Genomic DNA, 14,970 nt, shown 5'->3' with positions numbered 1-14,970 from the left:
GCGGGCCGAGACCAGCCGCGCATCAGAGCCGGATCACGTAGTCCTTGCGGGTCGTCTCGATGACCTCCCAGGTCCCCGCGAAGCCCGGCCGCAGCACCATGCTGTCACCGGCCTTGAGGTGGACCGGATTTCCGCCATTCTCGGTCACGATCGAATGGCCCGAGAGCACATGGAAATATTCCCATTCGTCATAGGCGATCCGCCACTTTCCGGGTGTCGACTCCCAGACGCCCGCATAGAGACCGCCGGGCGCCTCTTCGAAATTCCAGGTGCGGAACTGCGGGTTTCCGGAGATCAGCCGCTCGGCTGCCGGGGCACCGACTTCCGCTTCGATCGAAGAAAGATCGAATTTCAACATGTGACTCATGAGGCACCTCTATAAGAGCCGTGCATGTCGCTCGCCCGTTCAAATGCTTGCGAGCGCCTGCTCCAGGTCGGCGATGATATCATCGACATCCTCAATGCCGATCGACAGACGCACCACATCCGGCCCTGCCCCAGCGGCAACCTGTTGCTCCGGCGTCAGTTGCCGATGGGTCGTCGAGGCCGGGTGGATGACCAGCGAACGGGTGTCTCCGATATTGGCGAGGTGCGAAAACATTTCGAGGCCCTCGACGAAGCGCTTTCCGGCCTCGTATCCGCCCGAAAGCCCGAAGGTGAAGACCGCACCTGCGCCTTTCGGCGAATAGCGCTTCTGAAGCGCATGGTTCGGATCGTCCTCGAGCCCGGCATAGCGGATCCAGGAAACCTCGTCCCGTCCCTTCAGCCATCTCGCCACCGCGAGCGCATTGTCGCAATGGCGCTGCATCCTCAGCGGCAGGGTCTCGACCCCGGTCTGGATCAGGAAGGCGTTGAACGGCGAGATCGCCGGGCCGAAATCGCGAAGACCGAGGACGCGCGCCGCGATCGCAAAGGCGAAATTGCCGAAAGCCTGGTGCAGCACGACGCCGCCATATTCCGGACGCGGTTCGGAGAGGAGCGGATATTTCCCGGATTTCGACCAGTCGAAGGTGCCGCCGTCGACGATGATCCCGCCCATCGAGTTGCCGTGGCCGCCGATGAACTTGGTGAGCGAGTGGACGACGATATCGGCGCCGTGCTCCAGCGGCCGCACCAGGTACGGCGTCGCCATCGTATTGTCGACGATGAGCGGCAGCCCGTGCCGGCGGGCAACCTCGGCGATGGCGGCGATATCGACGAAGATGCCGCCGGGATTGGCAAGGCTTTCGACGAAGATCGCCTTCGTGCGCGCGTCGATCTGCGTCTCGAAGCTTTCGGGGTCGGCGCAATCGGCCCAGCGGACCTGCCAGTCGAAGGACTTGAAGGCCTGGCCGAACTGGTTGACGGAACCACCGTAAAGCTGCCTGGCGGCGACGAAATTATCGCCCGGCCCCATGATGGTGTGGAAGACGAGAAGCTGGGCCGCATGCCCGGAGGCGGTCGCCAGCGCCGCCGTGCCGCCTTCGAGCGCGGCGATGCGCTCTTCGAGCACCGCCTGCGTCGGGTTCATGATGCGGCTGTAGATATTGCCGAACTGCTGCAGGCCGAAGAGCGCGGCCGCGTGATCCGCATCGTTGAAGACGAAACTCGTCGTCTGATAGATCGGCGTCGCCCGCGCCCCCGTCGTTGGGTCGGGCTGAGCCCCCGCGTGGACGGCAAGCGTGCTGAAACCGGGGCCGGCCTTCGTCATTCCATTCTCCATGCTTTCTAGATCAGCCGATCAGGCGCGGATATTCGATCGCCGGGCAACGGTCCATGACGACGTTGATGCCAGCCGCCTCGGCCCTCGCGGCGGCTTCGTCGTCACGAACCGACAATTGGCCCCAAATCACCTTGGGCAGGTTCTTTAGCGCGAGGATTTCGTCGACCAGTGCAGGCAAGGCGTGGGCGGCGCGAAAGACGTCGACCATGTCGATCGGCTCGGCGATATCCGCGAGCCTTGCGACAACGGTCTGGTCGAGGATCGCCCGGCCCGCATGACCGGGATTGACCGGGATGACGCGGTATCCCTTGCGCAGCAGGAAAGCCATGACGCGGTGGCTCGGCCTCTCCGCCTTCGGTGAGGCGCCCACGAGCGCAATGGTTTTGGTGTCGCGCAGGATGTCGGCGAGGTAGTGATCCGGGTAGACATCATGGTTCATGCTTGTACGTCCGGCTCTTGTTATCGTTGGCGCGGATAGTTGGCGCCCCGTGGCAACGAGTCAACCGACGGTGTGTTCGCATCCGGGCCTTTGCACCGTTTCGTTGCCGGCAGCGGGCGGAAAGCCGCACACACTTTGCCTCCCCCCGCTCTATCTCAACGCCGATCCATCGATTCCGGTTGCATTTCGAGGTGCGCAAGGCGAAAAAAAACGCAGAGACTTCCTTCCAAATCGCCCGCCGAGGTTCATCTTGCCGCTTGACGTCATTGCGCTCGTGCTTTTCGGGGCGCTGCTGCACGCGATCTGGAACGCACTCGTCAAAGCGGGGTCGGAAAAGTCGCTGGACGCCGCCATGGTGGCGCTTGGCGCTGCGGTCGTGGCGCTGCCCTTCCTGCCCTTCCTGCCGCTGCCTAATGCCGAAGCCCGGCCCTATATACTCGTTTCGGCAGTCCTCCAGTTTGCCTATTTCCAGCTCGTGGCCGCCTCCTACCGCGCCGGCGACATCGGCCTCGTCTATCCGCTGATGCGCGGCGTCGCGCCGCTGATCGTCGCCGCCACCAGCAGCATCGTCGTCGGCGAACAACTGAGCGGCGGAGCGCTCGCCGGCATCCTGACAATCTCGGCCGGCGTGCTTACGCTCGCCTTCGAGTCGCGCAGGGGCGGCAAACAGGCGATCATGCTGGCGCTCTCAAATGCCTGCGTCATCGCCAGCTACACCTTCGTCGACGGCATCGGCGCCCGGGTCTCCGGTAACGCCATTTCCTACACGCTGTGGATGGCGCTGCTGCCGCCGGTGCTGCTCTTCGCCTGGGCTTTCGCGAGCCGCGGCGTCAAGCCGGTGCTGCGGCATGTCCGGCACCACTGGTGGCGCGGACTGATCGGCGGCGCCGGTTCGATCGCCGCCTATGGGTTGGCGCTCTGGGCGATGACGAAGGCGCCGGTTGCGACGGTCGCGGCGCTGCGAGAGACCGCCATCCTCTTTGCCGTGGTGATCTCCGTCGTCTTCCTCAAGGAACGCGTCAGCGTCTGGCGCATTGCCGCGGCTCTGGTGATTGCGCTCGGAGCCCTGCTGCTGAGGCTGGCTTAGTCTTCCTTCCACTCCGGCATGCGCTTGCCGAGAAAGGCGCCGATGCCTTCCTGCGCGTCATTTCCCAGCATGTTCTCGACCATCACGCCGACCGCATAGTCATAGGCGTCGGCAAGCGGCATTTCGGCCTGGCGATAAAAGGCTTCCTTGCCGATCTTCAGCGCCTGCGGCGACTTGGAGGCGATGACGGCGGCGTATTTGTCGACCACCTGGCGCAGATATTGCTGCGGCACGATGCGGTTGACGAGGCCGAAATCCTTGGCGGTCGAGGCATCGATCGTCTCACCGGTCAGCAGCATCTCCATCGCCTGCTTGCGATGCGCGGCGCGCGACAGTGCCACCATCGGCGTCGAACAGAAGAGGCCGATATTCACGCCCGGCGTGCAGAAGGTCGAACTGTCGGTGCAGATCGCCAGATCGCAGCTGGCGACCAGCTGGCAGCCCGCCGCCGTCGCAAGGCCGTCGATCTCCGCGATGACCGCCTGCGGCAGCCTGGCGATCTTCAACATAATGTCGGCCGCCAGACGGATGGCGGTTTCGAAAAACGCCCTGCCCCCATCCTCGTCGGCGCGATGCAGCGTCATCTCCTTCAGGTCGTGACCCGCGGAAAACACCTTTCCCGTGGCCGCGATGACGACGACCTTGATCTCCTTCGCGCCGGCAGCGGCGTCGAGTTCGGCCGCAAGCGCCTGCATCAGCGCGATCGACAGTGCGTTGGCCGGGGTGTTGTTGAGCGTCAGCCGCAAGACCGGCCCGTTCACCTCACGCAGCAACAGGCCGTTCGGCTCTTCCTTCTTGAATGCGACGACATCCGCCATGGTGTTCTCCCGTTAGCCCTAATCGGCCCGTGGTACGCCGCGGCCACCGGTCTTTCAACCCCGCGGCATTTCCGCCTAAGACCATTTTCCGCCTTGCGCGACAGGCGCAGACATCCTGTAACCGCAGTCAGGAATGGAGGGACGCGCATGGCCTTGCTGCCGATCATGACCGTCGAGGAGCTCAATCGCTTTCTCGACACGGATTTCCCGCAGGTGCACACCGATGGCAAGATCTTCACCGTGACGAATATCGGCCCTGGTTTTGCGACGATGCGGCTCGACCCGAACGAGCGCCATATCCGCCCCGGCGGCACCGTATCCGGGCCAACGCTGTTCGCACTTGCCGACGTCTCGGCCTATGTCGCGCTGATCGCCCATATCGGTCCGGTGGCGCTGGCCGTCACCACCAGCCTCAACATCAACTTTCTGCGAAAGCCCTACCCCGAACCGCTCGAATGCACCTGCCGCATCCTGAAACTTGGCAAGCGGCTCGCCGTTCTCGACGCATCGATCAAACCCGTCGCGGGCGACGAACTGGCAGCGCATGCCACCGCAACCTACTCGATTCCACCTCGCTAAAATTGTGGTATCATGAAACCACACACCTAACATATTGATTTTATTGCCGCTTCTTTACCACAGTGCGGAACTCTTCTCTTGACCTGGTTTTCCCGCTTCCGTATAAGCTGCCGCAGATCGCGGTCCTGTTCGGGCCGCCTTCTTTTTTGGCCTGATCGGGGCCAAAGCAAGCAACAAGAAACGCCCGGCCTGGTACCGGGTCCAACGAAAGAGTTTTAGATATGGCAACCTTCGTTCAGAAGCCTGCAGAGGTGGAGAAGAAGTGGATCCTCATCGACGCCGAAGGCCTCGTTGTCGGTCGCCTCGCTTCCATCATCGCAAACCGCCTGCGCGGCAAGCATAAGGCCACCTTCACGCCCCACGTCGACGACGGCGACAATGTCATCGTCATCAACGCCGAGAAGGCCGTTCTCACCGGCAAGAAGTACACCGACAAGAAGTACTACTGGCACACCGGCTACCCCGGCGGCATCAAGGAGCGCACCGCGCGCCAGATCATCGAAGGCCGCTTCCCGGAGCGCGTCATCGAGAAGGCCGTTGAGCGCATGGTTCCGCGTGGCCCGCTCGGCCGCCGGCAGATGAAGAACCTGCGCGTCTACGCAGGCACGAACCACCCGCATGAAGCACAGCAGCCGGCCGTCCTCGACGTCGCCAAGCTGAACAGCAAGAACACAAGGAGCGCCTGATAATGGCTGACCTTTCCGCTCTCAAGGAAATTGCCACGACCGCGGAACCGGCCGCTCCGGTTCACGTCAAGAAGGTCGACGCGCAGGGCCGCTCCTACGCGACCGGCAAGCGCAAGGACGCCGTTGCCCGCGTTTGGGTCAAGGCCGGCTCCGGCAAGATCACCGTCAACGGCAAGCCGTTCTCGGCTTACTTCGCCCGTCCGGTTCTGCAGATGATCCTGCAGCAGCCGATCGTCGCGGCCGCCCGCGACGGCCAGTTCGACGTCGACGCTACCGTTGCCGGCGGCGGTCTCTCCGGCCAGGCCGGTGCCGTTCGTCACGGTATCGCCAAGGCGCTCACCTACTTCGAACCGGGCCTGCGCTCCGTTCTGAAGCGTGGCGGCTTCCTGACCCGCGACAGCCGCGTCGTCGAGCGCAAGAAGTACGGCCGCGCCAAGGCTCGCCGTTCGTTCCAGTTCTCGAAGCGTTAATCGCGCTCAGGGATTGCGAAGATCGAAAGGCGGGGCTTCAAGCTCCGCCTTTTTCTTTTGCGGATCGATCATGGAGTGTCGGATGCCGTTCGCCAAATTGCCTGCCCCGCCCTATTACGTCGTTTGCTTCTCCTCGGCCCGAACCGACGGCGACAACGGCTATGGAGAGATGGCCGAAGCCATGGAGGAACTGGCGCGGAAGCAGCCTGGCTTTCTTGGCGTTGAAAGCGCGCGCGGCGCTGACGGCTTCGGAATTACCAATGCCTACTGGAGCGATGAAGATTCCATCCGAGCCTGGAAGAGAAACGTTGATCATCTCGCCGCGCAAAAGCAGGGCCGTGCCGAATGGTACAGCCACTACGAGGTGCGCGTGGCGCGCGTCGAACGCGCCTATGGCTCCAGCAAGGCAGAGGGCTGACCATGGCTCCGAAGACCATCGATCACGCCGTCACCACCCGCTCGCTTCATAGTGCGGCCACGGACCCGACCCATGCCGGCGTGCTTTCCTTCATGCGCCGAAAATATACGAAGCAGCTCAAAGGCGTCGACGCCGTCGTCTGGGGCATTCCCTTCGACGCCGCCACTTCGAACCGCCCCGGCGCCCGTTTCGGTCCGCAGGCGATCCGCCGCGCCTCGGCGATCTTCGACAACGATCCGCAATACCCGTTCCAGCGCGACCTCTTCGCAGACATGGCGACTGTCGACTACGGCGACTGCCTGCTCGACTATGGCAACCATGCGAAGACGCCCGCGACCATCGAGCGGGAGGCGACAAGGATCCTGAAGTCGGGCGCCTACCTGCTGACGCTTGGCGGCGACCACTTCGTCACCTATCCGATCCTCAAGGCCCATGCGGCGCTCCACGGCCCCCTCGCGCTGGTGCAGTTCGACGCGCACCAGGATACCTGGCCGGACGAGAAGGGCCGCATCGACCACGGCTCCTTCGTCGGCCGGGCCGCGCGCGAGGGGCTGATCGACGCCGAGCGGTCGATTCAGATCGGCATCCGCACGCATGCGCCCGACGACTGCGGCATCCGCATCGTCTATGGCTATGAAGTCGAAGAAATGCGCGCCGAGGAGATCGCCGACACCATCGTCCGGCATGTCGGCAGCCGTTCGGCCTATTTGACCTTCGACATTGATTGCCTGGATCCGGCCTACGCGCCGGGCACCGGCACGCCGGTCGCCGGCGGTCCATCCAGCGCCAAGATCCTCTCGGTGCTGCGCAAGCTGGGAGCTTTGCATATCGCCGGCAGCGACGTGGTCGAGGTGGCGCCCGCCTATGACCATGCCGATCTTACCGCCATTGCTGGCTCGACCATCGCCATGTATATGCTGGGCCTCAGGGCCGAATGGCTCGCGGAACGGCGCGGCTGATCGCTGCCGTTCAAGAAACTGATTCAAGTCTATGCCAGACTGATTCCGGAAAACTCCGTAACCGTCTGCAGGAGCAGGACAATCATGAAACCGAAGATCTTCATCGATGGCGAACACGGCACGACGGGCTTGCAAATCCGCGCGCGCATGGCCGGTCGCTCGGATCTCGAACTCCTGTCGATCCCGGAAGCGGAACGCCGCAATGCGGCACTGCGTGAAGACCTGTTGAATGGCGCTGATATCGCCATCCTCTGCCTGCCGGACGACGCGTCGCGCGAGGCGGTCGCCATGGTCGCCGGCAACAATCGCGTCCGCATCATCGATACGTCGACGGCGCATCGCGTCGCCCCCGATTGGGCCTATGGCTTTGCCGAGATGGACAAGGCGCAGCCGGCGAAGATCCGCGACGCTCGCCATGTCTCCAACCCCGGCTGCTATCCGACTGGTGCGATCGGCGTGATCCGGCCACTGCGCCAGGCAGGCATCCTGCCGGACGGCTACCCGGTCACCGTCAACGCGGTCTCCGGCTATACCGGCGGCGGCAAGCAGATGATCGCGCAGATCGAGGACGAGAACCACGCCGACCATATCAGCGCGCCGCATTTCCTGTACGGCCTCCCGCTCAAGCACAAGCACGTGCCGGAAATGAAAATGCATGGCATGCTCGAGCGCGCCCCCATTTTCTCGCCATCGGTCGGCAAGTTCCCGCAGGGCATGATCGTCCAAGTGCCGCTCTATCTCGACGACCTCGCGCCCGGCGCGACACTGGAAAGCATCCATGCCGCGCTCGTCGAGCATTATGCCGGCCAGTCGATCGTCGAAGTCGTTCCGCTAAGCGCGCAGCTTGCCCGGATCGACGCGACGGAGCTTGCCGGCAAGGACACGATGAAGCTCTTCGTCTTCGGCACCCCGGGCGGTGCGCATGTGAACCTCGTCGCCCTGCTCGACAATCTCGGCAAGGGCGCGTCGGGCGCGGCCGTCCAGAACATGGACCTGATGCTGTCTGCCTGAGACGGAAGGTCAAGAAGCAAAACCCCGGCCGTCATGTGCTGCCGGGGTTTTTGTTTGTCCAATTCAAAGGCTGATCAGTGGCGAACCTCGATGGCTGCCGGTCTCGGATATTCGCCGACGAAGCCGCGCCAATGGGCGATGGCGAAGCCGAGCACGACGAGCGCGCCCGCCTGGTGCAGCACGCCCCAAACTATCGGCACCTGCAGTAGAAGCGTCGTGATGCCGATCGCCGCCTGGACCGTCAGCAGAACAAAGAGCAGCACGGAACGGCGCGCATGGGTCGTGCCCGATGCTGCACGCAGCGACACGACCATATGCGCGAAGGCCAGCGCAAACAGCAGGTAAGCGCCGGCGCGATGCAGGAATTGCACCGTCTTCGGATTCTCGAAGAGATTGATCCAGGCAGGCTGCTGCACGAAGAGATCGCCCGGTACGATCGCACCGTCCATCAGCGGCCAGGTGTTGTAGCTCAGGCCGGCATCGAGGCCGGCGACGAGCGCGCCCAGATAGATCTGGAAGAGGCTCATGGCGGCGATGATGCCGGCCATCGTTTGCGACCTTTGCGTCGGCGCTGCATCACCAGTGTGGGGTGAAAGCCCCCGGTAGATCCACATGCAGGCGGCAAAGATCAGACAGGCGATGACCAGGTGGGTGGCCAGCCGGTACTGGCTGACTTCGGTCCGTTCGACGAGGCCCGAGGAAACCATCCACCAGCCGATGAAGCCTTGAAAACCGCCGAGCGCCAGAATGCCGAGGAGCGGCAGCCGCAGTCGCCGCTCGACCCGGCCCGTCAGCCAGAAGAAGAGAAGCGGCAGGGCAAAGATCACGCCGATGGAGCGGGCGAGAAGACGGTGCGCCCATTCCCACCAGAAGATCGTCTTGAACGCCTCGACCGTCATGCCCTTGTTCATCTGCTCATACTGGGGAATGCGTTGGTAGAGGCGGAATTCCTCCTCCCATTCCTCGGCCGACAAGGGCGGAATGACGCCGTGGATCGGCTTCCATTCGGTGATCGACAGGCCGGATTCGGTCAGGCGCGTCGCGCCGCCGACAATCACCAGGGCAAACAGGGCAAACAGCACGACGGCGAGCCAGCCGCGGATCTGACGGCGATTGTGATCGGTTCTGTCGATCTCGCTCCGCAGCGACTGTTCCGTTGCCAGGTCGGCATGCGCCATGACGTCTTCCTCGTTTGCCGGCTGCAACCTCTCAATGAACGGGTTGCCGTTTGAAAGCCGTTGATTTGCACCAGAGCGCCGTGCAAAACAAGGCCGAAGCCTTTGCGGCATGCCGTCGCGGCCAATTCCAAATTGGTCCCGTTCGACTGTCGCCCTCCGAAAGAAGTCCGATGCCCGTACGCCTCAGAAAACTGATTGGCACCGTCCTCATCATCATTCTTGTCATCGTCTACGCGCTGGCGGCGGTCACCTTCGCCTCGCTCCTCCTCGGCGCGTCCCCCTGGTGGGTGCATCTTCTCTATTTCTTCTTCACCGGTCTTCTGTGGATCCTTCCTGCGATGCTGATCATAAAATGGATGGAAAAACCGGCAAACAATCGCTGAGTGGAGGCGCACCATGAAGATCGCCGTCATCGCCGATATTCACGGCAACGACCTGGCACTCGAGGCGGTGCTGGCGGATATCGACGCACAGGGGATCGACGAGGTCGTCAATCTGGGCGACCATCTGAGCGGCCCGCTCAACGCCGCGCGCACGGCCGACATTCTGATCGACCGCAAGATGCCGGCGATCCGCGGCAATCATGATCGCTATCTTCTGACGCTTGATCCAGCCGAGATGGGACCGTCGGATCGTGCGGCTTACGACGAACTTGAGCCCGGTCACAGGAGTTGGCTGGCGACGCTGCCGGAAACGCTTGTCTATCGCGACACGTTCTTCCTCTGCCACGGCACGCCGACAAGCGACGAGACCTACTGGATGGAGGCGTTGACAGCCGACGGCGTCGTCCACATGGCGGCGCGTGAAGCGATCGAAGGTTTTGCGGCGGGCATCGACTGCGCGGTGATCCTCTGCGGTCACACGCACATCCCGCGGGCCGTGCGGCTATCGGGTGGGCGCCTCCTCGTCAATCCCGGCAGCGTCGGCTGCCCGGGCTACGACGATGATCGACCCGTGGCCCATAGGGTCGAAACCGGCTCGCCGGACGCGCGCTACGCCATTCTTGAGCAAGACGGGGTCGACTGGAACGTCAGCTTCCGCAGCGTGCGCTACGATCATATGGCGATGTCGCGCCGCGCCGCAGAGCGCAACCGGTCCGAATGGGCAAGGGTGCTCGCCACCGGCTTTCTCGACTGAGGCTACAGCGCAGTTTCGAGCGCCTCGATGTCTGCGCCAGTGATTGCCGCGATATTGCGCGTCACCTTGTCGAGCGGCCAGTTCCACCAGGCAATCGCCAGCAAGCGCTCGACGGTCGCCGCCGGGAACCGCATCTTGACAACCCTTGCCGGATTGCCGGCGACGATGGCGTAAGCAGGGACATCCTTCGTCACCACGGATTTCGCCGCGACGATCGCGCCGTCGCCGATAGTGACGCCCGGCAGGATCGCCGCCTCCATGCCGATCCATACATCGTTGCCGACGATGGTGTCGCCGCGATAGCCCGTCGCATAGGCGGCCGGATCGAAGCCGTCGCGCCAGGCGCCGGGGAAGATGCCGAACGGAAAGGTCGAAAAGCCGCCGAGCGCGTGGTTGGCGCCGTTCATGATGAACTGAACGCCTGTCGCAAGCGCGCAGAAACGCCCGATCACCAGCCGATCTCCGACGAAGTCGTAGTGATGGAGGACGCACTTCGCCTCAAAATATTCGGGCCCTTCCGGATCGTCATAGTAGCTGTATTCACCGACCTCTATCAGGGGCGAATGCACGAGGTTCTTGAGAAACCCGATCCGTGGAAACTCGGTGACCGGAAACTGGGCGTCGGGGTCAGGCAAGGCATCACCAGGCATCATCGGCAGGTCCATAAATTGCAGTTCTTCGTGAGGTCCTTATCGGCAGCGTGATGTAACGCCGCAGCGACGATTTCCAAGCCGCTGATGATCCCTCGCTTCATGCTTTGCTAACCGCATATACCGATCGCGGACGAAGCCACGCTGGAATTAATGCGTTCTAGCCACTTTTGCGGTCCAATAGAACAAGACGCATGCTGAACGATCCGAGAGATGGCCAATTCCTATTTCACCCTTGCCGCACCGAGCCGGCAATCGTCGCGTGACAGCCGAGCGCACGCGGCCGTCGAAACTCGCCCTGCCGAACCGATCACCCTCTCCGTTCATCGCGACTTGGCGGAGGTCGAGGCGGACTGGCGCGCGCTCGACGCAAACAAGCTGAACTCCCTGCATCAGAGCTTCGACTGGTGCGCGGCCTGGAAGCGTGCGCATAGGAGCCAATTGCTGGTCGTGCGCGGCGCTCTCGGCAAGCAACTGCTTTTCCTCCTGCCCTTCGAGATCGAAAGCGGTTGCTTCTTCCGCACCGCCAGACTGATCGCGACCGCACACAGCAACCTGAACACAGGGCTTTTTGCCGCCGACGTCGATCGCGCGCCGCGGGGCGAACTCTGCCGCGCGCTGACAGAGGGAATTCGACGCGCGCTTCGCGCCTACGCCGATGTCGTCGCACTCGAAAAGACACCGGCGCTGTGGCGCGGCCTGCCCCACCCCCTCGCCGCCCTGCCTGGGATCGCCAATCCGAACGCCTCTTTCCAGCTCGGGCTCCTCGGCGACATGGAGCGCACGCTCACCCAGCTCAACGCAAAACGCCGGCGCAAAAAGATGCGCCTCTCCGAGCGGCGTCTCGCCGAACTCGGCGGCTACGACTATGTCGTTGCCCGCGAGCCGGCGGACGCCCATGCGCTGCTGGACGCGTTCTTCCGGCAGAAAACCGCGCGGCTCGAAGCCCAGGGCCTGCCGGATGTGTTCGACAATTCGGAGATCCGCGCCTTTTTTCGTCTGCTGATCGACCGGCCATCCGCCGGCGACAGGCTGCTCGAACTCAACGCGATCCGCCTCAGGGGCGAGCACGAGGGCCGGGTCATTGCCGTCACCGGCCTGTCGAGAAAAGGCGACCACGTCATCTGCCAGTTCGGTTCGATCGACCACATGATCGCCGCCGACAGCAGCCCGGGCGAGTTGCTGCTCTACCGGGTGATCGAACGTCTTTGCGGCGAAGGTGTCGCGCTCTTCGACTTCGGCATCGGCGATCAACCCTACAAGCGATCGTGGTGCACGATGGAGACCCCCTTGCGGGACATTACCCTGCCGCTGACGTTGCGCGGACATGCGGCAGCCGGCCTGCATCGTGCCGTGGTGCGCGCCAAACGCACCATAAAGGCGAACAAGACCCTTTATGCCTTGGTACAGCGCGGACGGCGCCGGATATTGCGGGCCACCACAGAAACCGCGGACGATTGAGATCGGCTTCGAACCGGTGGCGGGCCGGAGCCGCGATCTGTCTTAGGCCGCGCGGCGGTCGGGAAGCTCCGGGCCGCTGTCGCCGCTGCCGGTCATCAGCACGATGTCGCGGTATCCGGCCTCTCCGAAGCTTGTCAGTTCTTCGATGATCTTTTCCTCGCTCACCGAAGGAGCCGAAACGATGATCTCGACTTCCTCGCCTCGAGCCACCTTGGCGACGGCAGCCGAATCCGCCGCACCGCATTCGACCAGCACCAGATCATAGGCATTGGTCAACGCGTCGATGATCATCTGCAGGCGCTCGATACCGCGCATCGCCGCGTGGGGATCGGCATCGCCCTGAGGGATGATATGCGCCCCGGAAAATCTGTCCGCATGGATCGTCTCCGCGAAGGCGACCTCCCCCGACAGCAGGTTCGTAATTCCAGGCAGGTGCGGCGACTGGGCCATCAGTCGGGTCGGGCAGGCCGAGCCGGAGAGATCGATGAGCACGACCTTGTGTTCCTCCTCGGCGAGCAGGCGCGCCAGCATCACCGTTGCCGTCGATCCCTCGTCCCCGCCCGGCGAGACCGCAACGGCGACCCGGATGGCGTTGCCGATGAGATGCTCGGCCACCGACTCGATCGAGAAGTCGTGCTCTGCCGCAATGCCCGGCTCCTGCTCCTCTCGCACTTCCTCGTGGGGTGCTTCGTATGCGACAACCGGTGCCGACGCCTCATCGGCGAGAACGGCTGCTGCCGGCAGCGCGGTTTCGGGCTTCAATCCGGACCCCGAAACCGGCCTCAACGCCCTGCCGCTGAAAAGCTCGCCCAGCATGATGACGACGCAGCTGATCAGGAAGCTTGCCAGCGCCGCAACGATCGTGATCGGTGCCACCTTGGGAAAGCTCGCAACGGTCGGGACGACCGCATTGGAAATCACCCGGGCATCGGCAGGCGTTGCGTTCGCGACGGTTCGCGATGTCGCTTCCCGGTAACGGGCGAGATAGGTCTCCAGAAGCTGGCGTTGGGCCGCCGCCTCGCGCTCCAGCGCACGTAGCCCCACTTCTTCCTCCCCCGCCTGCGCCGACTGGGCCTTCAGCGCGTTCAACTGCTGTAGCAATTGCTGTTCTCGAAGCTGGCCGACCTTCGCCTCATTGTCGAGACTGGAGAGAATTTTGCGCGTCTCGGCACGAATTTGCTCCCGAATGCCTTCGAGCTGCGATTTCAGCCCTTTCAGCCGTGGATGTCCGTCGAGCAGTGAGGTCGACAAATCGGCGATCTGCGCCTGCAGATTGGCCTGGCTCTCCTTCAGCCGCTGGATCATCGGCGAGCCGACGATGTCGGTAATCGTTTCGACCGGGCGGCCGTCGGCCAGCGCTGCACGCACACCTTCGGCACGCGCCGCCGTATTCGCCCTTTCCGCCCGGACCCGCGCCAGCTCCGTTGAAATATCGGTGAGCTGCCGGGTCGCGAAATTCTCCGTCTCGCCGGTTGGAAACAATCCGGATTCGGCGCGATAAGCGGCAACCTTGGCCTCGGCCTCGCGAACCTTTTCCCTGAGATTGGCGATCTCCGGCTCCAGCCAGCGGCTGGCTTCCGAGTTGGAATCGAGCTTCGCGCCGCTCTGCAGCGAGAGATAGACCTTGGCCATCTCGTTCGGAATGGCGGCGGAAAGCTGCGGATCCTTCGAGCTGAACGCAATGGCGATCACGCGCGACTTCTCGACCTGGTAAACCTGCAGCTTCGTATTGAACTCTTTCAGGATCCGCTCTTCCGGCGGCAATTCGAGCGGGTTCTTCCTGAGGCCCAGCATGACCAGAAGATCGGAGACCGCGGAGGGCTGCGCGGATGGATCGAACTCCTCCAGCTCGTGCAGCTTCATGTTGCGGGCGACCTGTTTTATGAGGTCGGCGGATCGCAGCACTTGCACCTGGCTGGCAATGCCGGACTCGTCGAACATCCGGTCCGAACCCGTCTGAGAAGCCTGGTTCGGGCTACTGAATTCCGGCTCGCGCGATTCGATCAGGACACGCGCTTCACTCTCGTAGGCCGGCGCGACCATTTTCGCCGCCCCAAAGGCGAGCGCCGCGACACCGACTGTCGCGAGCAAAACGCGGGCGCGACGCTGCCAGATGGCGCGAAACAGCCCGCCGAGATCGATATCCACATCCTGCTGACCGCCGACGCCCGACATGCCACACCCCAAAGCTTCCGCATTCGGCCGGAAGGTAAAGGAACATGGTAACGCAAGTGTTAATTGCAGGCACAACTGTTGGGTGTCGTCACCCTGGAACGATACGGGGTCGCGGCCCGCATCGAAATTCCACCGGGAGTTTACCGGCTATTAACCCTAACGGATCGATAACATCGCCGAGAGGTGATCATTCCGGAGCC

Annotated in this window: 17 protein-coding genes; 10 read left to right on the top strand and 7 right to left on the bottom strand. The window is 63.2% G+C overall.

The genetic code is table 11. The features are described 5' to 3' along the window. Positions 1-22: 22 nt before the first annotated feature. From NGR_RS16430 to NGR_RS16420, 3 genes are read right to left on the bottom strand one after another with little or no spacing between them, the layout of a single operon-like run. A complete protein-coding gene (locus tag NGR_RS16430; RefSeq protein WP_012707602.1) occupies positions 23-367 on the bottom strand; it encodes a cupin domain-containing protein in 345 nt (114 codons plus the stop codon). A gap of 39 nt (positions 368-406) precedes the next feature. After that, a complete protein-coding gene (locus NGR_RS16425; protein ID WP_012707601.1) occupies positions 407-1,690 on the bottom strand; it encodes an O-acetylhomoserine aminocarboxypropyltransferase in 1,284 nt (427 codons plus the stop codon). Between the two features lie 22 nt (positions 1,691-1,712). Beyond that, positions 1,713-2,141 carry a CoA-binding protein gene (locus NGR_RS16420; RefSeq protein WP_012707600.1) on the bottom strand — a complete coding sequence of 143 codons (429 nt, stop codon included), beginning with the start codon at positions 2,139-2,141 and terminating at the stop codon, positions 1,713-1,715. A 250-nt stretch (positions 2,142-2,391) separates the two neighbouring features. Here NGR_RS16420 and NGR_RS16415 point away from each other — a divergent pair, with 250 nt between their 5' ends. After that, positions 2,392-3,228, top strand: coding sequence for a DMT family transporter (locus tag NGR_RS16415; RefSeq protein ID WP_164924258.1), 837 nt, complete (start codon positions 2,392-2,394; stop codon positions 3,226-3,228). Here the strand turns inward: NGR_RS16415 and NGR_RS16410 are convergent. Then, entirely contained in the window at positions 3,225-4,046 is an 822-nt protein-coding gene (locus NGR_RS16410) for an enoyl-CoA hydratase (RefSeq protein WP_012707598.1), read from the bottom strand. The genes NGR_RS16415 and NGR_RS16410 overlap by 4 nt on opposite strands. Before the next feature lie 147 nt (positions 4,047-4,193). On the opposite strand from NGR_RS16410, the gene NGR_RS16405 reads away from it, so the two are divergent. The 6 genes from NGR_RS16405 (at position 4,194) to argC (ending at position 8,169) form a co-directional block, all read left to right on the top strand. Continuing rightward, entirely contained in the window at positions 4,194-4,625 is a 432-nt protein-coding gene (locus NGR_RS16405; protein ID WP_012707597.1) for a PaaI family thioesterase, read from the top strand. A gap of 221 nt (positions 4,626-4,846) precedes the next feature. After that, positions 4,847-5,311 carry a 50S ribosomal protein L13 gene (gene rplM, locus NGR_RS16400; protein WP_012707596.1) on the top strand — a complete coding sequence of 155 codons (465 nt, stop codon included), beginning with the start codon at positions 4,847-4,849 and terminating at the stop codon, positions 5,309-5,311. A gap of 2 nt (positions 5,312-5,313) precedes the next feature. Next, positions 5,314-5,781: a 30S ribosomal protein S9 gene (gene rpsI, locus NGR_RS16395; RefSeq protein WP_012707595.1), complete on the top strand. Its 468-nt coding sequence runs from the start codon at positions 5,314-5,316 to the stop codon at positions 5,779-5,781. 82 nt (positions 5,782-5,863) lie between these two features. Beyond that, positions 5,864-6,199, top strand: a complete 336-nt coding sequence (locus NGR_RS16390; RefSeq protein WP_012707594.1) for an antibiotic biosynthesis monooxygenase family protein — start codon at positions 5,864-5,866, stop codon at positions 6,197-6,199. A 2-nt stretch (positions 6,200-6,201) separates the two neighbouring features. Continuing rightward, complete coding sequence (speB, locus tag NGR_RS16385; RefSeq protein ID WP_012707593.1) at positions 6,202-7,158, top strand: agmatinase; 957 nt, start codon at positions 6,202-6,204, stop codon at positions 7,156-7,158. A gap of 84 nt (positions 7,159-7,242) precedes the next feature. Further along, positions 7,243-8,169, top strand: coding sequence for an N-acetyl-gamma-glutamyl-phosphate reductase (gene argC / locus NGR_RS16380; RefSeq protein ID WP_012707592.1), 927 nt, complete (start codon positions 7,243-7,245; stop codon positions 8,167-8,169). Between the two features lie 74 nt (positions 8,170-8,243). Here argC and NGR_RS16375 read toward each other — a convergent pair whose 3' ends face one another. Then, the gene (locus NGR_RS16375) at positions 8,244-9,347 is read right to left on the bottom strand and encodes a COX15/CtaA family protein (protein ID WP_012707591.1); all 1,104 of its coding nucleotides are present in this window, start codon (positions 9,345-9,347) and stop codon (positions 8,244-8,246) included. A 170-nt stretch (positions 9,348-9,517) separates the two neighbouring features. Here NGR_RS16375 and NGR_RS16370 point away from each other — a divergent pair, with 170 nt between their 5' ends. Continuing rightward, on the top strand, positions 9,518-9,730 hold the full coding sequence (locus NGR_RS16370; protein ID WP_164924605.1) for a DUF2842 domain-containing protein: 213 nt from the start codon (positions 9,518-9,520) through the stop codon (positions 9,728-9,730). A 13-nt stretch (positions 9,731-9,743) separates the two neighbouring features. Continuing rightward, positions 9,744-10,484 (top strand): metallophosphoesterase family protein, encoded by a 741-nt coding sequence (locus NGR_RS16365; RefSeq protein ID WP_012707589.1) that lies wholly within the window; start codon positions 9,744-9,746, stop codon positions 10,482-10,484. A gap of 2 nt (positions 10,485-10,486) precedes the next feature. Here the strand turns inward: NGR_RS16365 and NGR_RS16360 are convergent, their stop codons facing one another. Next, complete coding sequence (locus NGR_RS16360) at positions 10,487-11,137, bottom strand: CatB-related O-acetyltransferase (protein WP_164924257.1); 651 nt, start codon at positions 11,135-11,137, stop codon at positions 10,487-10,489. A 210-nt stretch (positions 11,138-11,347) separates the two neighbouring features. Between NGR_RS16360 and NGR_RS16355 the strand changes: the two genes are divergently transcribed. Further along, positions 11,348-12,595, top strand: coding sequence for a GNAT family N-acetyltransferase (locus NGR_RS16355; RefSeq protein ID WP_012707587.1), 1,248 nt, complete (start codon positions 11,348-11,350; stop codon positions 12,593-12,595). 42 nt (positions 12,596-12,637) lie between these two features. On the opposite strand, the gene NGR_RS16350 is transcribed toward NGR_RS16355, so the two are convergent. Next, positions 12,638-14,770, bottom strand: a complete 2,133-nt coding sequence (locus NGR_RS16350; protein ID WP_012707586.1) for a GumC family protein — start codon at positions 14,768-14,770, stop codon at positions 12,638-12,640. Positions 14,771-14,970: the final 200 nt, after the last annotated feature.

Origin of the sequence: Sinorhizobium fredii NGR234, from assembly GCF_000018545.1 — a bacterium.
Taxonomy (GTDB): domain Bacteria; phylum Pseudomonadota; class Alphaproteobacteria; order Rhizobiales; family Rhizobiaceae; genus Sinorhizobium; species Sinorhizobium fredii_A.
This window is presented reverse-complemented; position numbering and strand designations above follow the sequence as displayed.

What these genes read in the sequence shown, in the direction of transcription:
- NGR_RS16360 (WP_164924257.1), bottom strand. Translation starts at nt 11,137, where the DNA reads ATGATGCCTGGTGATGCCTTGCCTGACCCCGACGCCCAGTTTCCGGTC.
- NGR_RS16370 (WP_164924605.1), top strand. Translation starts at nt 9,518, where the DNA reads ATGCCCGTACGCCTCAGAAAACTGATTGGCACCGTCCTCATCATCATT.
- NGR_RS16405 (WP_012707597.1), top strand. Translation starts at nt 4,194, where the DNA reads ATGGCCTTGCTGCCGATCATGACCGTCGAGGAGCTCAATCGCTTTCTC.
- NGR_RS16350 (WP_012707586.1), bottom strand. Translation starts at nt 14,770, where the DNA reads ATGTCGGGCGTCGGCGGTCAGCAGGATGTGGATATCGATCTCGGCGGG.
- NGR_RS16355 (WP_012707587.1), top strand. Translation starts at nt 11,348, where the DNA reads ATGGCCAATTCCTATTTCACCCTTGCCGCACCGAGCCGGCAATCGTCG.
- NGR_RS16390 (WP_012707594.1), top strand. Translation starts at nt 5,864, where the DNA reads ATGCCGTTCGCCAAATTGCCTGCCCCGCCCTATTACGTCGTTTGCTTC.
- NGR_RS16410 (WP_012707598.1), bottom strand. Translation starts at nt 4,046, where the DNA reads ATGGCGGATGTCGTCGCATTCAAGAAGGAAGAGCCGAACGGCCTGTTG.
- NGR_RS16430 (WP_012707602.1), bottom strand. Translation starts at nt 367, where the DNA reads ATGAGTCACATGTTGAAATTCGATCTTTCTTCGATCGAAGCGGAAGTC.
- argC (WP_012707592.1), top strand. Translation starts at nt 7,243, where the DNA reads ATGAAACCGAAGATCTTCATCGATGGCGAACACGGCACGACGGGCTTG.
- NGR_RS16375 (WP_012707591.1), bottom strand. Translation starts at nt 9,347, where the DNA reads ATGGCGCATGCCGACCTGGCAACGGAACAGTCGCTGCGGAGCGAGATC.
- rplM (WP_012707596.1), top strand. Translation starts at nt 4,847, where the DNA reads ATGGCAACCTTCGTTCAGAAGCCTGCAGAGGTGGAGAAGAAGTGGATC.
- NGR_RS16420 (WP_012707600.1), bottom strand. Translation starts at nt 2,141, where the DNA reads ATGAACCATGATGTCTACCCGGATCACTACCTCGCCGACATCCTGCGC.
- NGR_RS16365 (WP_012707589.1), top strand. Translation starts at nt 9,744, where the DNA reads ATGAAGATCGCCGTCATCGCCGATATTCACGGCAACGACCTGGCACTC.
- rpsI (WP_012707595.1), top strand. Translation starts at nt 5,314, where the DNA reads ATGGCTGACCTTTCCGCTCTCAAGGAAATTGCCACGACCGCGGAACCG.
- NGR_RS16425 (WP_012707601.1), bottom strand. Translation starts at nt 1,690, where the DNA reads ATGACGAAGGCCGGCCCCGGTTTCAGCACGCTTGCCGTCCACGCGGGG.
- speB (WP_012707593.1), top strand. Translation starts at nt 6,202, where the DNA reads ATGGCTCCGAAGACCATCGATCACGCCGTCACCACCCGCTCGCTTCAT.